The sequence below is a fragment of the Streptosporangium sp. H16 genome, from assembly GCF_051918855.1.
GTDB lineage: Bacteria > Actinomycetota > Actinomycetes > Streptosporangiales > Streptosporangiaceae > Streptosporangium.
The window spans coordinates 95,504-111,219 of sequence record NZ_JBPXMD010000013.1; the positions used below are offsets into that span (position 1 = coordinate 95,504).

The following is a 15,716-nucleotide window of genomic DNA, read 5'->3' on the forward strand; positions in this document are numbered from 1 at the left end:
CGTCATGGAACATGAAGGAAACGCGACCTTAATGTGACCTTTCGTCGTGGGAGCGCTCCATTCACGAGAAAATTCAACCCATAAATCCACCTGACCTGCTGAAACATTCAAAGCCTTGGGAGAGCGCTCTCCATGAAAAGCTGATCGACGAGCTCCGATCGGCGTCGGGGGGACCGTTGACACGTAACCCGCTTGGCCTCAATCTGCTCAGGGAGCGCTCTCTCCATGATCACTTATGAGGACCCAGGAGGGTTCCATGCGTACGTTACGCCAGCGGTTCCTCGCCCCGATGGTCGCCGTTTCCGCCCTGGCCCTGGGCCTGACCGCCTGCGGCGGTGGTGACGCCGAGACCACCGGGAGCGGCGGAGCGGCCTCCGCGCCGGCCGAGAAGATCAAGCTGACCGTCGGGCTGTTCAGCGACTTCCATTACGCGCCGCTGTACGAGGAGTTCAAGAAGACCCACCCCAACGTGGAGATCGTGGAGCGCCGCGCGCAGTTCAACGACCACCACACCAACCTCATCACCCAGCTGACCACCGGCGCGGGCGCCGCGGACGTGGTCGCCGTCGAGGGCGGCTACATCGGCGCCTTCACCCCCGTGCCGGACAAATTCCACAACCTCAAGGAGTACGGCCTGGACAAGCGCCAGAGCGAGTACCTCGACTGGAAGTGGAAGCTGGGCGTCTCCAACGACGGCTCCGCCCTCCTGGGCCTGGGCACCGACGTCGGCGGCCTGGCCATGTGCTACCGCCCCGACCTGTTCAAGAAGGCCGGCCTGCCCACCGACCGCGAAGAGGTCTCGGCGCTCTGGCCCACGTGGGACGCCTACATCGAGACGGGCAAGAAGTTCGTCGCCGGCAAGGTGGAGGGCGCCAAGTTCACCGACGGTCCCGGCGAGCACTTCCGCGCCATGGTCGAGCAGGCCCCCGTCGGTTTCTACGACGCCCAGTACAACATCGTCGCCGCCACCAACCCCGAGGTGCGCAAGGCGTACGACACGGGCGTGAAGATGATCGAGGCCGGCCTGTCGGCCAACCTCGCCGCCTTCTCGCCGCCGTGGAACACCGGCATCGCCAAGGGCACCTTCGCCACCATGGTCTGCCCCGCCTGGAAGACCGGCACGATCAAGGACCAGAAGCCCGGCGAGGGCACCTGGGACATCGCGGCCGTGCCCGGGGGCGGCGGCAACCAGGGCGGCACCCACCTGATGCTGCCCAAGCAGGGCAAGCACCCCAAGGAGGCCGCGGCGCTGATCGACCTGCTGACCAGTAAGGAGAGCCAGATCAAGCTCTTCAAGGAGGCCAGCGCGCTGCCCTCGCTGCCCGCCCTGTACGACGACCCCGCGGTGAAGGACTACGTCAACCCGTACTTCGGCAACGCGCCGATCGGCAAGATCTTCACCGACGCGGCCAAGTCGCTCAAGCCCCAGCCCGTGGGCCCCAAGGCCGGTGACGTGCTGCAGGCGATCGGCAACGGTCTCCAGCGGGTCGACCAGGGCAAGCAGAACGCCGAGGAGGCCTGGGCGCAGGCGCTCAAGGACGTCAGCAGGATCAAGTAGTCGCCCCCGGCCGGCTGGTCTCGCACCGGTCGGCCACCTGCTTGTGCCGCTGTCCCCGCGGGCGGCACGCCCCCGTGCCGGTGAGCCGCGTGGCTCCCGCCGCGACGGGCCGCATGCCCCCCGCCGTCTGACAAACGCCGTCTGACAAACGCCGTCCGGCAAACGCCGTCCAACGAATCGCCGAAAGGAGCTGCCATGGCCACCCGCGCGCCCGATCGCCTGGCGGCGGTCCCACCGAACAGGCCGGTGCGACCTCGCCGCCTCCGCCGCCACCTGGTTCACCAACTCGACGTCAAGGGCTCGCCGTACGCCTACGTGGCCCCGTTCTTCCTGCTGTTCTCCGCCTTCGGGCTGTTCCCCCTGGCCTACACCGCCTGGGTGAGCCTGCACGAGTGGACGCTGCTCCAGGACGAGCATCCCTTCGTCGGTCTGGACAACTTCAGGACGCTGCTCGCCGACGACTACTTCTGGAACGCCACCTTCAACACCCTGTCCATCGGGGTGCTGTCCACCGCGCCGCAGCTGCTGCTGGCCATCTGGCTGGCCCACCTGCTCAACCGGCCGCTGCGGGCGCAGACCTTCTTCCGCATCACGCTGCTGCTGCCCAACGTGACCAGCGTGGTCGCGGTGGTGGTCATCTTCAGCCAGCTGTTCGGCCGGGACTTCGGCATGATCAACTGGGTGTTCTCTCTGGTCGGCGTCGACGGTGTCGCCTGGAACGAGGGGGTGCTGAGCTCCCACTTCGCCATCTCCACCATGATCATGTGGCGGTGGACGGGCTACAACGCCCTCATCTTCCTGGCGGCCATGCAGGCCGTGCCGCGCGAGCTGTACGAGGCGGCCACCATCGACGGCGCGAGCGGGATGACCCAGCTCCGCAAGATCACCATCCCGATGATCAAGCCCACGATCATCTTCGTCGTCATCACCTCGACGATCGGCGCCATGCAGATCCTCGCCGAGCCGCTGCTGTTCAGCTCCTACATCATCACCGGAGGGGTGGACCGGCAGTACCAGACGCTCGCGTTGTTCATCTACGAGAACTTCACCAAGCTCGACTTCGGCTACGCCTCGGCCATCTCCTGGATGATGTTCGTCTTCATCGTGGTGATCGCCGGCATCAACTACCTGCTCACCCGTCGCGGGAAGGGAGGGCTGTCGTGAGCGCCCACACCGCCGTCTCCGCGGTCCGCCGTCGCTCCGGGAGCACGGCCCGCAGGCTCACCTACCTGACGCTGACCGCGGTGGCGTTCTTCTCCATGCTGCCGCTCTACTACAGCATCGTGGTGGCCTCCCGCGACAACGCGGCCCTGGCCGACGTCCCGCCGCCGCTGATCCCCGGCGGCAACTTCTTCGCCAACGTCGCGCGCGTCTTCGACACGGTCCCCTTCGCCCTGGCGATGCTCAACTCCGTCATCGTCTCCGGCTCCGTCGCGATCGCGGTGATGTTCTTCTCCACGCTGGCCGGGTTCGCCTTCGCCAAGCTGCGCTTCCGCGGCCGCAACGCCCTGCTCCTGCTCACCGTGGCGACGATGATGGTGCCGACCCAGCTCGGCATCATCCCGCTGTACATGCTGATGGTGAAGCTGGAGTGGACCGGCACCATGTACGCGCTGATCGTGCCCGCGCTCGTCAACGCGTTCGGCGTGTTCTTCATGACCCAGTACCTCTCCCGGGCGCTGCCGACCGAGCTGCTGGAGGCGGGGCGGGTCGACGGCTGCAGCACCTGGGGCCTGTTCTGGCACGTCGTGCTCCCGGCCGCCCGCCCGGCGGCGGCCGTGCTCGGCATGCTCACCTTCATGTCGGTCTGGAACGACTACTTCTGGCCGCTGGTCGTCCTGACCCCGGAGGACCCGACGGTCCAGGTCGCCCTGTCCACACTGGCCAGCGGATACGTCAACGACTACGTGCTCGGCCTGGCGGGTACCACGCTCGGCACGCTGCCACTGGTCATCGTGTTCGCGCTGCTCGGCAAACAGATCATCGGAGGAATCATGCAGGGAGCGGTAAAGGGATGACCGTCGTCGGCACTCGGGGGGCCACCCTTACGGAAGGGCGTGCGGACTTCCCCACCGGTTTCGTCTGGGGCGCGGCCACCGCGTCCTACCAGATCGAGGGAGCCGTGAAGGAGGACGGCCGCGAGCCCTCGATCTGGGACACCTTCTCTCGCACCCCGGGCAAGGTCGTCGGGGGTGACACCGGCGACGTGGCGTGCGACCACTACTTCCGCCACGCCGACGACATCCGGCTGATGACCGAGCTGAACCTGGCCGCGTACCGGTTCTCGGTGGCCTGGCCCAGGGTCCAGCCGTACGGCAAGGGGCCCGTCAACCCGCGCGGCCTCGACTTCTACAGCCGCCTGGTGGACAGGCTGCTCGAGGCGGGCATCACGCCGTACGCCACCCTCTACCACTGGGACCTCCCGCAGGCGCTGGAGGACGCGGGCGGCTGGCCCGAACGCGACACCGCCCACCGCTTCGAGGAGTACGCGGCGGCCGTGCACGCGCGGCTGGGCGACCGGGTCCGCAACTGGGCGACCCTCAACGAGCCGTGGGTGGCCGCCTTCCTCGGCTACGGCAACGGGGTGCACGCGCCCGGCAGGACCGACGCCGCGGCGGCCTTCCGCGCCGCCCACCACCTGCTGCTGGGGCACGGGATGGCGGCGCGGGTGCTCCGCGAGGGCGGTGCGGAGGAGATCTCGCTGGTCCTGAACCTGTCACCGGTGATCACCCCCGCCCAGGTGGACGACCCGGGGGCCGAGATCTCCGAGGCGGACGCGGAGGCGGTCAGCCGGGTCGACACCCTGCTGGTCAGGCAGTTCGTCGACCCGGCGCTGCGCGGGGAGCACCCCCCGGGGTTCCTCGACATCGTCGGGCGCAACGGCGGCCTCGACCACATCTGGGACGGCGACCTGGCGACCATCAACCAGCCGATCGACCTGGTGGGCATCAACTACTACAACCCGTGCGTCGTGGAGGCGGGGCCCGGCCAGGCGGCCGACGCGGCGTGGCCGGGCAGCGAGGACATCCGGTTCTGCCCCGCGGACGGCGTGCCCGCCACCGCGATGGGCTGGCCGATCGTGCCGAACGGGCTCTCCCGCCTGCTGGTGCGGCTCTCCGACGACTACCCGGAGGTCGGCCTGCTCATCACCGAGAACGGCGCGGCCTTCGACGACGTCGTGGAGGACGGCCGCGTCCACGACACCCGCAGGACCGAGTATCTGGACGGCCACCTGCGCGCCGTGCACGCCGCGATCGCCGACGGGGCGGACGTGCGGGGTTACCTCGTCTGGTCTCTGCTGGATAATTTCGAGTGGGCCGAAGGGTATCGGCGTAGGTTCGGAATCGTGCACGTCGACTTCGCCACCCAGCGGCGTCTGCTCAAGGACAGTGCGCTGTGGTATCGCGATGTCATCACGCGTAACGGACTGTAACCGACCGTAGGGGAAGAACACGATGAGACGACCCACCCTGGAGGCGGTCGCCGCCCGTGCCGGGGTCTCCCGGTCGACCGTCTCCCGGGTGGTGAACGGCCAGACCACGGTCACCGCCGACATCCGGGACCTGGTCATGCGCGCGGTGAACGAGCTCGGCTACGTCCCCAACGGGGCGGCGAGGAACCTGGTGACCCAGACGACCAACTCGGTCGCGCTGGTCGTCTCGGAGTCGCCGAACCGGGTGTTCTCCGACGACCCGATGTTCTCCACCGTCATCCGCTCGGCCAGCCTGGAACTGGAGGCCGTCAACAAGCAGGTCGTGCTGCTGCTGGCCGGGTCGCCGGAGAGCCACGCCCGGGTGGAGCACTACATCGCCGGCGGCCACGTCGACGGCGTCATGCTGGTCTCCAGCCACGGCGCCGACCCGCTGCCGGTCGCGCTCACCCGGCTGCGCGTCCCGGTCGTCTCCTACGGCAGGCCCGCCGTGCCGGTCGCGATACCGTACGTCGACAACGACAACGTCGAGGGCGCCGCCGCGGCCGTGCGGCACCTGCTGGAGCGGGGCAGGCGGCGCATCGCCACCATCGCCGGGCCGCTGGACATGATCGGCGGGCAGGACCGGCTGGCCGGGTACCGCGAGGTGCTCCGCGACTCCGACCGCCGCTCGATCATCGCGGTCGGCGACTTCACCCGGGAGTCGGGGGCGGTCGCGATGCGGCAGCTGCTGGCCGACGACCCGGAGATCGACGCGGTCTTCGCCGCGAACGACCTGATGGCGATCGGCGCGATGCACGCGCTCCGCCAGGCGGGCCGGCGGATCCCCGAGGAGGTCGCCATCGTGGGCTACGACGACATAGAGGCCGCCCGCTACACCGACCCGCCGCTGACGACCATCCACACGCCGCACGCCGAGCAGGCCGCGGCGATGGTCCGCCTGCTGCTCTCCCTCTTCGAGGGCGGTCCCGCCGAACCGATGATCGTGTCCACCGAGCTGGTGGTCCGGGCGTCCTCGTAGTCCCCGGCCCGGCCCTCCCCGGCCGGGTGCCGGGCGCACGTACCCGGTCGTCGCGGCCGGACGACCGGGCGGCGGGGTCCGGCCGGTGTTCAGGACGCGGTGGACTCCCGGACGACCAGCTCGGTGGGGAGCATCACCTGTGCCTTCTCCTCCAGGTCGAGGACCATGCGGGCGAGCCTGCGTCCCATCTCGACGGTCGGCTGCCTGACGGTGCTCAGCGGGGGCTCGGTGTAGGACGCGGCCGGGATGTCGTCGAAGCCGACCACCGCGACGTCGTCGGGGACCCGCCGGCCCGCTTGGCGCAGGGCCGGCAGCGCGCCCAGCGCCATCATGTCGTTGGCCACGAACACCGCGTCGATCTCCGGGTCGTCGGCCAGCAGCTGCCGCATCGCCGACGCCCCCGACTCCCGGGTGAAGTCGCCGACCGCCACGATGGAGCGGCGGTCGGAGTCGCGCAGCACGGCGCGGTAGCCGTTGAGCCGGTCGATCCCGGCGATCATGTCCTGTGGTCCCGCGATGGTGGCGATGCGCCGCCTGCCCCGCTCCATCAGGTGCCGCACCGCGCGCTCGGCGCCGCCGGCGTTGTCCATGTCCACGTACGGCAGGCTGCTGGGCACGGTCGGCCGGCCGCTGCACACCACCGGTACCCCGCGCCTGGCGAGGATGCCCGGCAGCGGGTCGGTACCGTGCATGGACGCGATGACCACGCCGTCCACGTGGCCGTTGGTGGCGTAGCGCTCGACCCGCTGGTAGCCGCCCGTCATGCCGGTGAGCATCAGCACGAGCTGCTTGTCGGCCTCCTCGATCTCCATGCTGACCCCGCGGATGATCCCGGCGAAGGTGGGGTCGTCGGAGAAGACGCGGGTCGCCGGCTCAGGGAAGACGAGCGCTATGGAGTCGGCCCGCTGGGTGACCAGGCTCCGCGCCGCCTGGTTGGGCACGTAGCCCAGCTCCTCCACGGCGCGGTTGACCGCGTCGCGGATCTGCGGTGCCACGCGCGTGGAGCCGTTGACCACGCGCGAGGCGGTCGCCCGGGACACCCCGGCCCGGGCGGCCACCTTCTCCAGGGTTGGCCGGGCTCTCACAGCCCGTTCCGGCGTATGACCTCGCGGTACCACAGGGCGCTGTCCTTGGGGGTGCGTCGTTGCGTCGCGTAGTCGACGTATACGACGCCGAACCGCTTGCGGTACCCTTCGGCCCACTCGAAGTTGTCCAGGAGTGACCAGACGAGGTAACCGCGCAGGTCGGCGCCGCCCTCGATGGCCGCGTGCGCCGCGCGCAGGTGCCCGTCGAGGTAGGAGAGACGGCCGACGTCGTGCACCTCGCCGTCCTCGACGACGTCGTCGAAGGCGGCGCCGTTCTCGGTGATGATCAGTGGGGTGCCCGGATAGTCGCGCGACAGCCGCAGGAGCAGGTCGGTCAGGCCGAACGGCTGGACCGGCCATCCCATCGCGGTCCGCGGCGCGTCGGCTCCGCCGAAGGCGATGCCCTCGCTGCCCGGGTAGACCGGGTTGGCGGGCTCGCCGGTGCGGGCGGTCACGGTCTGCGGGTGGTAGTAGTTCACGCCCAGCAGGTCGATCGGCTCGCTGATGATCTCCAGGTCCCCGTCGTGGACGAAGGACCAGTCGGTGAAGCGGCGGGCCCGCTCGACGACGTCGGCGGGATACTCCCCGCGCAGCACCGGGTCCAGGAAGATCCGGTTCTGCAGGCCGTCGACGAGCTCGGCGGCCGGGGTGTCGTCACCGATCACCGGGGAGAGGTTGAGCGTGATGCCGACCGTGGTGGCGCCGGAGGCGCGCAGCGCCTGGACGGCCAGGCCGTGGCCGAGCAGCAGGTGGTGGGCGGCGGCGAAGCCCAGCGCGGGCTCTGCGAGACCGGGGGCGTGGATGCCCGACGCGTAGCCGAGGAAGGCCGAGCACCAGGGTTCGTTCAGGGTGGTCCACGTCTCGACCCGGTCACCCAGCCTGCCGTGCGCGATCGCGGCGTAGTCGGCGAAGTGCGCCGCGGTCTCCCGGTTGGTCCAGCCGCCGCGGTCCTCCAGGGTCTGCGGCAGGTCCCAGTGGTAGAGCGTCACGATGGGAGTGATGCCGTTGCCGAGGAGCTCGTCGACGAGGCGGTCGTAGAAGTCCAGGCCGCGCGGGTTGGCCGGGCCGGATCCGTCGGGCTGCACGCGGGGCCAGGAGATGGAGAAGCGGTAGGAGTGCAGGCCGAGGTCGCGCATGACCGCGACGTCCTCGGGATAGCGGTGGTAGTGGTCGCACGCGACGTCCCCCGTGTGACCGGCGTGGACCTTGCCGGGAGTCCGGGAGAAGGTGTCCCAGATGGAGGGGCCCCTGCCGTCGTCCCGGGCGGCGCCCTCGATCTGGTAGGCCGCGGTGGCGGCGCCCCAGACGAAACCCTCGGGAAACCTCAGCACGCCGGAGTCCTGAAGGTCGTAGGACTTTTCGGCGGACATGGTCATGTCCTCACCGCCCCATTCTGTTCGGCTGTCACGTGAGAGCGCTCTCTGGAGCATCACGGTATCGCACCGATCGTGTCAAGAAAATTGAAACTGTAACCGTAATATCACAGTTCTTGACATCGCGTGGTGGGCAGACAATTCTTCCAGAGAGCGCTCTCACACTCCCCGGCAATTGTGTATATGGAGGAAGGTTCCATGTCGCTCCTCTCTCGGCCTCGGCGCACCGCCCTTGCGGCGGGCACCATTGGGCTGGCTTTGGTCGTCACCGCCTGTGGATCCTCGGACCCCGCGCCATCCGCGGGTGGCGGCGCCAGCGCCGCTCCCGAATGCGCTGCCTTCAGCCAGTACGGCAAACACGAGGGCAAGACCGTCAGCATCTACTCGCCGATCCGTGACACGGAGGCCGACCTCTTCGAGCAGGCGTGGAAGCCGTTCGCCGACTGCGTCGGAATGAAGATCACTTATGAGGGCACCGGCGAGTTCGAGGCCCAGATCCAGGTCCGCGCCGACGGCGGCAACCCCCCCGACATCGCCTTCTTCCCCCAGCCGGGCCTCCTGGAGCGCTTCGCCAAGGCGGGAAAGCTCAAGCCCGCCTCCGAGGAGGTCAAGAAGCTCACCGCCGAGGGCTGGTCGGAGGACTGGGCCAAGTACGCCACCGTCGACGGCGTCTTCTACGGCGCCCCGCTGGGCGCCAGCGTGAAGTCCTTCGTCTGGTACTCGCCGAAGATGTTCACCGAGAAGGGCTGGGCCGTCCCCAAGACCTGGGACGAGCTCATGACGCTCACCAACACGATCGCCGGCACCGGCGTCAAGCCGTGGTGCGCGGGCATCGAGTCCGGTGACGCGACCGGCTGGCCGGCCACCGACTGGATCGAGGACCTCATGCTCAGGGAGGCCGGTCCCGAGGGATACGACGACTGGGTGAGCCACAAGACCCCGTTCAACGACCCCAAGGTCACCGCGGCGGTCGACAAGGTCGGCGCGATCCTCAAGAACGAGAAGTTCGTCAACGGCGGCTACGGCCCGGTCAAGTCGATCGCCAGCACCGCCTTCCAGGAGGGCGGCGTCCCGATCACCGAGGGCAAGTGCGCCCTGCACCGCCAGGCGTCCTTCTACGCCAACTTCTGGCCCGAGGGCACCAAGGTGGCCGAGGACGGCGACGTGTTCGCCTTCTACCTGCCGGGCAACGACCCGGCCAGCAAGCCGGTGCTCGGCGCGGGCGAGTTCGTGGCGGCCTTCGCCGACCGTCCCGAGGTCCAGGCCGTCCAGGCCTACCTCGCCGGCGCGGAGTTCCCCACCACCCGCATGAAGCTGGCGACCTACGTCACCGCGCGCAAGGGCGTCGACCCGGCCAACGCCCAGAACCCGATCGACAAGCTCTCCATGGAGATGCTCCAGGACCCGAGCACGGTCTTCCGCTTCGACGGCTCTGACCTGATGCCGGCCGCGGTCGGCGCGGGCACGTTCTGGAAGGGCATGACCGACTGGATCAATGGCAAGGACACCAAGACGGTCCTCGACTACATCGAAGCCTCCTGGCCTAAGTCCTGACATATCCCGATGGGTCCGGCCCCGCGTGACGCGGGGCCGGACCGTCGCCCGGCCCGATCCTTCCGGGAGATCCTCCGATGGACTTCGACTTCGCCGCCGAACTGCCCAAACTCGTCCAGCTGCTGATCGGCGTCGCCGCCTTCCTCGTGGTGGTCGCGGTGGTCCTGGTGCTGGTCGACCGCGCTCCGATGCGGCGGCGCGCGTGGACCCACGCCACGATCCTGCTCCTGCCCGCCCTTCTTCTCCTCGCCATCGGCCTGGTCGTGCCGGCCGTGCGAACCACCCTGCTGTCGTTCATGAGCGGTGACGGCAAGCTGTGGGTCGGCCTGGACAACTACGCCTGGATGTTCACCCAGCCCGAGGCGGTGACCGTCCTTCGCAACACCCTCGTCTGGGTACTGCTCGTCCCGCTGCTGGTGACCTCGGTCGGACTGGTCTACGCCGTCCTGGTCGACCGCACCCGCTTCGAGTCGCTCGCCAAGTCGCTGGTCTTCCTGCCGATGGCGATCTCCTTCGTCGGCGCGGGCATCATCTGGCGCTTCGTCTACGCCTACCGCTCAGAGGAGCAGGACCAGATCGGCCTGCTCAACCAGATCACGGTCGCCCTCGGCGGCGAGCCGCAGCAGTGGCTCCAGGAGGCGCCGCTCAACACGCTGTTCCTGATCGTGGTCATGGTCTGGATCCAGGCGGGGTTCGCCACCGTGGTGCTCTCCGCCGCCATCAAGGGAATCCCCGCCGAGATCGTCGAGGCCGCCAAGCTGGACGGGGCGACCCCGCTGCAGATGTTCTTCCGGGTGACGCTGCCGTCCATCCGCTCGGCCGTGATCGTGGTGCTGGTCACGCAGTCGATCGGCACGCTCAAGCTGTTCGACATCGTCCGCACCATGACCGGCGGCCAGTTCGACACCAGCGTCATCGCCAACGAGATGTACAACCAGGCGTTCCGGTACGGGGAGACGGGCAAGGGCGCGGCCCTCGCGGTCTTCCTGTTCGTCCTGGTGACCCCGATCGTGATCTACCAGATCCGCCAGCGCAGAGAGGCCGTCAGGTGACCGGGCGAGCAGGCAGGCCCGGCGCCGCGAGCACGCGGCGGGCGAAGGAGTCCACATGGCCACGTTGACCCAGACCGTGGTGCGGCCCGAGACGACGACCGCGCCGCAGCGCGTACGGCGGAGGCTGAGCGGCCGGGTCGCCAGCGCCGTCGCGATCGTCATCGCCGTCCTGTGGACCACACCGACCTTCGGCCTGCTGCTGTCCTCGCTGCGCCCGGAGGACCAGATCAAGAACAGCGGCTGGTGGACGTTCTTCTCCAGCCCGCAGCTCACGCTGGAGAACTACCAGGAGGTCCTGTTCGGCACCTCCTCGTCCTCCGGCCAGATGATGAGCTTCCTGATCAACTCGATCGTCATCACGATCCCGTCGGTGCTCTTCCCGCTGGCCCTGGCCACCTTCGCCGCCTACGCGCTGGCCTGGCTGCCGTTCCGCGGGCGCGAGTGGATCTACATCGGCATCTTCGCGCTGCAGATCGTGCCGCTGCAGATGGCGCTCGTCCCGCTGCTGTCGTTCTTCTCCGAGGGCGTGTCCGTCTTCGGCCTTCAGCTGATGCCCGCCTGGGATCTGGAGGGGCCGGCCCGGTTCATCCAGGTCTGGTTCGCGCACACCTGCTTCGCGCTGCCGCTGGGCGTCTTCCTGCTGCACAACTTCATGTCCGAGCTTCCGGGCGAGCTGATGGAGGCGGCCAGGGTCGACGGGGCCAGCCACGGGAAGGTCCTGCGCACGATCGTCCTCCCGCTGGTCGGGCCCGCGCTCGCCACCTTCGCGATCTTCCAGTTCCTCTGGGTCTGGAACGACCTGCTGGTGGCCCTGATCTTCGCCGGGGGCACCCCGGAGAGCGCCCCGATGACGGTCCGGCTGGCACAGATGGCCGGAACCAAGGGCAACGAGTGGCAACGCCTGACCTCGGGGGCGTTCGTCTCGCTGATCATCCCGCTGATCGTCTTCCTGTCGATGCAGCGCTACTTCGTCCGCGGCCTGCTGGCGGGCAGCGTCAAGGGCTGAGCCGCGGCACCCGGCCGTGCCTCCGCCGCGACCCGGCGGGCGCCCCCTGTGGGGGCGCCCGCCGGGTTTTTCCGTGCGTGTCTCGGGAGTTTCCGGTACGCGCCTCAGGAGCCGGGCCGCTCCTTGGCGGCCGACGCGGTGGAGCGGTCGGGAGAGGTGGGCTGAGCGGGGATCTGGTGCTCGGAGGTGTCGGGCCGTGCGGGGGCGGGGCGCTCCTCGGTGTCCGGCGAGGTGACCGAGGAGGCGCTCGGGGAGGTGCTCGGTGACACGGGGGCCGGGGTGTCCTCGGTGGCGGGCCCGGCCGGGGCGTCCGCGTGCGAGGGAAGGTCGGAGGTGGCCGCTCGCGGGGCGAAGTCGGGGGTGACCGGCTGCGGGGGGAGGTCGGAGGAGACCGGGCGGCCCGAGATGTCGGGGGCGGTCGGCTGCGGGGGGACGTCGGTGGCGAGCGTCCGCGGGGGAGCGGGGTTGCTCGGCGTGGTGGTCCCCGCGGCGGCCGGGTCGTACAGGCCGGCGGACGGGGGAACCTCGACCACCACGGTGTCGGCCGGACCGGGGGTGGACTCCAGGACGGCCCGCGCGTGGTCCATGTGCGAGGCCGCGACCAGCACGTCGTAGCGGCCGGCGACGATCGCGCTGCGCGAGGCGAAGTCACGCTTGCCGCCGGTGAACAGGTGGTTGATGAACCCGAACGCGGCGCCCATCACCGCGCCCCACAGGGCCGCCCAGAGCACGAGCACGAAGAACGACAGCGTGGTCGAGGTGAACAGGCCGAGGAACATCCCGACCACGGCGCCGAAGGCCGCGCCGCTCCCGGCCCCGGTGAGGGCGGCCCGCCCGTTGGTCATCCGGCCGGTGACGGTCTCCTCGAGTTTCAGGTCGCTGCCGACGATCGCCACGTTCTCGACGGGAAAGCCCGCGTCGGAGAGCCCGTCCACGGTTCGCTGCGCCGCGAGGTAGTTGTCGTAGCCTGCCAGGACCCTCCGGTCCACGACGACCTGCGTGTCCAGGCCGGTGGGCGTTCCGTTCATGTTCGCTCGCCTTTCGGGGGTGGGAGATGGCTCGACGGGCCGACTACCCCGTGTTCGTGGGACGATGCGCGTCTCCCGCCGGGATCTGGCCGCTGGTGGCTGACTCCGGCAATCGCGGGTGGGGCCCTGGGAACCGCGCGTGTGGCGGACCTCGGGAACCGTGGGCGGCGAATCCGGGAACCGCGGCGGCCCAACCTCCATGAATCGGGAAAGAAATCCGTACAATTAGGACATTGGTAAGGGCTTACCGTTAGGGTTCCCACAAGATGGCGCCAGTGGAGGCGGGAGACGGGACACCGGTGTCAGGGTCACGAAGGAGCCGGAAATGATCGTGCTCATCGTGGTGGTGGTGGTGGAGGTGGTGCTGGTGCTCGCGGCCTTCGCGGCGGTGTACAGGCTCACCCGCTACCGGAGCAGACCGATGTGCCTGGAGGACCGCAGATCCGACACCCGTGCCGACCCCGATGGCAGGGCACCGCGGACCGGCGGGAGGTGACCGGCGAGAGCGGGCGCCACGCGTACGGCGGCGCCGCGCTCCCGCGGGTGGATCACCAGCTCTGGTGGAGCGGCATGCCCTCGGTGTAGCCGGACGAGCTCTGCACGCCGACCACCGCCCGCTCGTGGAACTCCTCCAGGGTGGAGGCGCCCGCGTAGGTGCACGAGGAGCGCAGTCCGGCCACGATGGCGTCGATCTGGTCCTCGACGCTGGGCATCGCCGGATCGAGATACATCCTGGAGGTGGAGATGCCTTCCTCGAACAGTGCCTTGCGCGCCCGGTCGAAGGGGGAGTCCTCGGCCGTGCGCAGCCGCACCGCGCGGGCCGAGGCCATGCCGAAGTTCTCCTTGTACTTGCGCCCGTCGGCGGAGGTGCGGGTGTCGCCGGGCGACTCGTAGGTGCCGGCGAACCACGAGCCGATCATCACGTTGGACGCCCCCGCGGCCAGGGCCAGGGCCACGTCGCGGGGGTGGCGGACACCGCCGTCGGCCCACACGTGGCGGCCCAGCCTGCGGGCCTCGGCGGCGCACTCCAGCACGGCGGAGAACTGCGGGCGGCCCACGCCGGTCATCATCCGGGTGGTGCACATGGCGCCCGGGCCGACGCCGACCTTCAGGATGTCCGCCCCGGCCTCGACGAGATCCCGCACGCCCTCGGCGGTGACGACGTTGCCCGCCGCGACGGGCACGTCGGGGCCGAGCGCCCGGACCGCCTTCAAAGCGCTGATCATCTTCTCCTGGTGGCCGTGGGCGGTGTCGACGACCAGGCAGTCCACCCCGGCGTCGAGCACCTCCTTGGCCTTGGCGGCCACGTCGCCGTTGACCCCGACGGCCGCCGCGACGCGGAGCCTGCCGGAGTCGTCGACGGCGGGCCGGTACAGGGTGGCGCGCAGCGCGCCCGTCCTGGTCAGGATGCCGACCAGCCTGCCCTCCGCGTCCACGACCGGGGCGAGCCGGTGGCGACCCCCGTGGAGGCGGTCGAAGGCCTCGCGCGGGTCGAGCCCGGCGGGCAGCGTGAGCAGGTGATCGGACATCACCTGGGAGAGCTGGGTGTACATGTCCACGCCGGAACAGTCGCTCTCGGTGACCACACCGGCCGGGCGGTTGTCCCAGTCGACGATGATGATCGCGCCGTGGGCCCGCTTGGGCAGCAGGTTGAGCGCCTCGCCGACGGTGTCGTGCGGGGTGAGCGTCAGCGGGGTGTCGTGGACCAGGTCGCGCTTCTTGACCCAGTCGACGACGTCGGCGACCACGTCGATCGGGATGTCCTGCGGGATCACGGTGATCCCGCCCCGCCGCGCGACGGTCTCGGCCATCCGCCGTCCCGCCACGGCCGTCATGTTGGCGACCACGACGGGGATGGTGGTTCCGGTGCCGTCCCGGCTGGAGAGGTCGACGGCGAGCCGCGAGCCGACGGAGGAGAGCGACGGGACCATGAAAACGTCGCTGTAGGTCAGGTCGTAGGCCGGTGCCATCTCATTGAGAAATCTCACGTTGATCCACCTTATCCCGTGAATTGCCAAAGATGAGCGTTCCCCTTTTCCGCTTCTCCGAAGAGGACCGGCAGGTCGGGCCGGAGGCTAAGATCCGGTTTGCGCGAATAAGTGGATGGCCATGAGGAGGCATTGTGATCGTGGTTGATCGGCCCGAGATGCTCGTCGTAGGTCATGCCGTACGGACGTCGAACGCCGACGAGGCGGAGCCGGGCCGGGGGAGGCTCGGCGCGCTCTGGGCGCGGGCGGGATCCCCGGGGGCCTTCGCCCACGTGCCGGGACGGGTCGACGAGAACATCTACGCGGTGCTCACCGACTATGAGAGTGATCATCACGGTGCCTACACCCAGATCGTCGGAGTCGCGGTGCGCAGCGCCGCGGCGCTGCCCGAGGGCATGGTGGCGGTACGGGTGCCCGGGGTGCCGTCGTTGAAGATCGAGGCCCGCGGGCCGATGCCGGGCGTCCTGCTGGAGGCGTGGCAGCAGTTGTGGAAGCACACCGAGTCGGGAGGCACCCCGCCGAGGGCCTTCACCACCGACGTGGAGGTGCACCACCCGGGAGGCGCCGACATCTACGCGGCGGTGCTGTCCCCGATGCGCTGAGCGGGACCGTTCCCGATGC

The 15,716-nt window shown here is 69.6% G+C and carries 14 protein-coding genes; 10 read left to right on the plus strand and 4 right to left on the minus strand.

Annotation, left to right across the window (positions count from 1 at the left end; genetic code table 11):
• Positions 1–256: 256 nt before the first annotated feature.
• From ACTOQ2_RS22550 to ACTOQ2_RS22570, 5 genes are all read left to right on the plus strand, one after another.
• Complete coding sequence (locus tag ACTOQ2_RS22550; RefSeq protein WP_440101918.1) at positions 257–1,558, plus strand: ABC transporter substrate-binding protein; 1,302 nt, start codon at positions 257–259, stop codon at positions 1,556–1,558.
• 195 nt (positions 1,559–1,753) lie between these two features.
• Positions 1,754–2,722 carry a carbohydrate ABC transporter permease gene (locus tag ACTOQ2_RS22555; RefSeq protein WP_440101919.1) on the plus strand — a complete coding sequence of 323 codons (969 nt, stop codon included), beginning with the start codon at positions 1,754–1,756 and terminating at the stop codon, positions 2,720–2,722.
• Positions 2,719–3,576 (plus strand): carbohydrate ABC transporter permease, encoded by an 858-nt coding sequence (locus tag ACTOQ2_RS22560; protein ID WP_440072459.1) that lies wholly within the window; start codon positions 2,719–2,721, stop codon positions 3,574–3,576. Before ACTOQ2_RS22555 ends, ACTOQ2_RS22560 begins: the two co-directional genes overlap by 4 nt.
• Positions 3,573–4,991: a GH1 family beta-glucosidase gene (locus ACTOQ2_RS22565; protein ID WP_440101920.1), complete on the plus strand. Its 1,419-nt coding sequence runs from the start codon at positions 3,573–3,575 to the stop codon at positions 4,989–4,991. Before ACTOQ2_RS22560 ends, ACTOQ2_RS22565 begins: the two co-directional genes overlap by 4 nt.
• Positions 4,992–5,013: 22 nt before the next feature.
• Positions 5,014–6,009 carry a LacI family DNA-binding transcriptional regulator gene (locus ACTOQ2_RS22570; protein ID WP_440072461.1) on the plus strand — a complete coding sequence of 332 codons (996 nt, stop codon included), beginning with the start codon at positions 5,014–5,016 and terminating at the stop codon, positions 6,007–6,009.
• 89 nt (positions 6,010–6,098) lie between these two features.
• Here ACTOQ2_RS22570 and ACTOQ2_RS22575 read toward each other — a convergent pair whose 3' ends face one another.
• Positions 6,099–7,094, minus strand: coding sequence for a LacI family DNA-binding transcriptional regulator (locus ACTOQ2_RS22575; protein WP_440101921.1), 996 nt, complete (start codon positions 7,092–7,094; stop codon positions 6,099–6,101).
• Entirely contained in the window at positions 7,091–8,470 is a 1,380-nt protein-coding gene (locus ACTOQ2_RS22580) for a GH1 family beta-glucosidase (RefSeq protein WP_440101922.1), read from the minus strand. The genes ACTOQ2_RS22575 and ACTOQ2_RS22580 overlap by 4 nt, the downstream gene beginning before the upstream one ends.
• A gap of 195 nt (positions 8,471–8,665) precedes the next feature.
• On the opposite strand from ACTOQ2_RS22580, the gene ACTOQ2_RS22585 reads away from it, so the two are divergent.
• The 3 genes from ACTOQ2_RS22585 (at position 8,666) to ACTOQ2_RS22595 (ending at position 12,079) form a co-directional block, all read left to right on the plus strand.
• Entirely contained in the window at positions 8,666–10,021 is a 1,356-nt protein-coding gene (locus tag ACTOQ2_RS22585) for an ABC transporter substrate-binding protein (protein ID WP_440101924.1), read from the plus strand.
• A 77-nt stretch (positions 10,022–10,098) separates the two neighbouring features.
• Positions 10,099–11,073, plus strand: a complete 975-nt coding sequence (locus tag ACTOQ2_RS22590; RefSeq protein ID WP_440101925.1) for a carbohydrate ABC transporter permease — start codon at positions 10,099–10,101, stop codon at positions 11,071–11,073.
• Positions 11,074–11,128: 55 nt separating this feature from the next.
• Complete coding sequence (locus ACTOQ2_RS22595; protein WP_440101926.1) at positions 11,129–12,079, plus strand: carbohydrate ABC transporter permease; 951 nt, start codon at positions 11,129–11,131, stop codon at positions 12,077–12,079.
• Between the two features lie 104 nt (positions 12,080–12,183).
• On the opposite strand, the gene ACTOQ2_RS22600 is transcribed toward ACTOQ2_RS22595, so the two are convergent.
• Positions 12,184–13,107 (minus strand): general stress protein, encoded by a 924-nt coding sequence (locus tag ACTOQ2_RS22600; protein WP_440101927.1) that lies wholly within the window; start codon positions 13,105–13,107, stop codon positions 12,184–12,186.
• Between the two features lie 325 nt (positions 13,108–13,432).
• On the opposite strand from ACTOQ2_RS22600, the gene ACTOQ2_RS22605 reads away from it, so the two are divergent.
• Positions 13,433–13,603, plus strand: coding sequence for a hypothetical protein (locus ACTOQ2_RS22605; protein WP_440101928.1), 171 nt, complete (start codon positions 13,433–13,435; stop codon positions 13,601–13,603).
• Positions 13,604–13,655: 52 nt separating this feature from the next.
• On the opposite strand, the gene ACTOQ2_RS22610 is transcribed toward ACTOQ2_RS22605, so the two are convergent.
• Positions 13,656–15,095: a GuaB1 family IMP dehydrogenase-related protein gene (locus tag ACTOQ2_RS22610; protein WP_440101930.1), complete on the minus strand. Its 1,440-nt coding sequence runs from the start codon at positions 15,093–15,095 to the stop codon at positions 13,656–13,658.
• Positions 15,096–15,229: 134 nt separating this feature from the next.
• On the opposite strand from ACTOQ2_RS22610, the gene ACTOQ2_RS22615 reads away from it, so the two are divergent.
• The gene (locus tag ACTOQ2_RS22615) at positions 15,230–15,697 is read left to right on the plus strand and encodes a GyrI-like domain-containing protein (protein WP_440064722.1); all 468 of its coding nucleotides are present in this window, start codon (positions 15,230–15,232) and stop codon (positions 15,695–15,697) included.
• Positions 15,698–15,716: the final 19 nt, after the last annotated feature.

Bases quoted from the DNA above. Each gene is read 5' to 3' on its own strand.
- ACTOQ2_RS22550 (WP_440101918.1), top strand. From the start codon at position 257: ATGCGTACGTTACGCCAGCGGTTCCTCGCCCCGATGGTCGCCGTTTCC.
- ACTOQ2_RS22555 (WP_440101919.1), top strand. From the start codon at position 1,754: ATGGCCACCCGCGCGCCCGATCGCCTGGCGGCGGTCCCACCGAACAGG.
- ACTOQ2_RS22565 (WP_440101920.1), top strand. From the start codon at position 3,573: ATGACCGTCGTCGGCACTCGGGGGGCCACCCTTACGGAAGGGCGTGCG.
- ACTOQ2_RS22570 (WP_440072461.1), top strand. From the start codon at position 5,014: ATGAGACGACCCACCCTGGAGGCGGTCGCCGCCCGTGCCGGGGTCTCC.
- ACTOQ2_RS22580 (WP_440101922.1), bottom strand. From the start codon at position 8,470: ATGACCATGTCCGCCGAAAAGTCCTACGACCTTCAGGACTCCGGCGTG.
- ACTOQ2_RS22585 (WP_440101924.1), top strand. From the start codon at position 8,666: ATGTCGCTCCTCTCTCGGCCTCGGCGCACCGCCCTTGCGGCGGGCACC.
- ACTOQ2_RS22590 (WP_440101925.1), top strand. From the start codon at position 10,099: ATGGACTTCGACTTCGCCGCCGAACTGCCCAAACTCGTCCAGCTGCTG.
- ACTOQ2_RS22595 (WP_440101926.1), top strand. From the start codon at position 11,129: ATGGCCACGTTGACCCAGACCGTGGTGCGGCCCGAGACGACGACCGCG.
- ACTOQ2_RS22600 (WP_440101927.1), bottom strand. From the start codon at position 13,107: ATGAACGGAACGCCCACCGGCCTGGACACGCAGGTCGTCGTGGACCGG.
- ACTOQ2_RS22605 (WP_440101928.1), top strand. From the start codon at position 13,433: ATGATCGTGCTCATCGTGGTGGTGGTGGTGGAGGTGGTGCTGGTGCTC.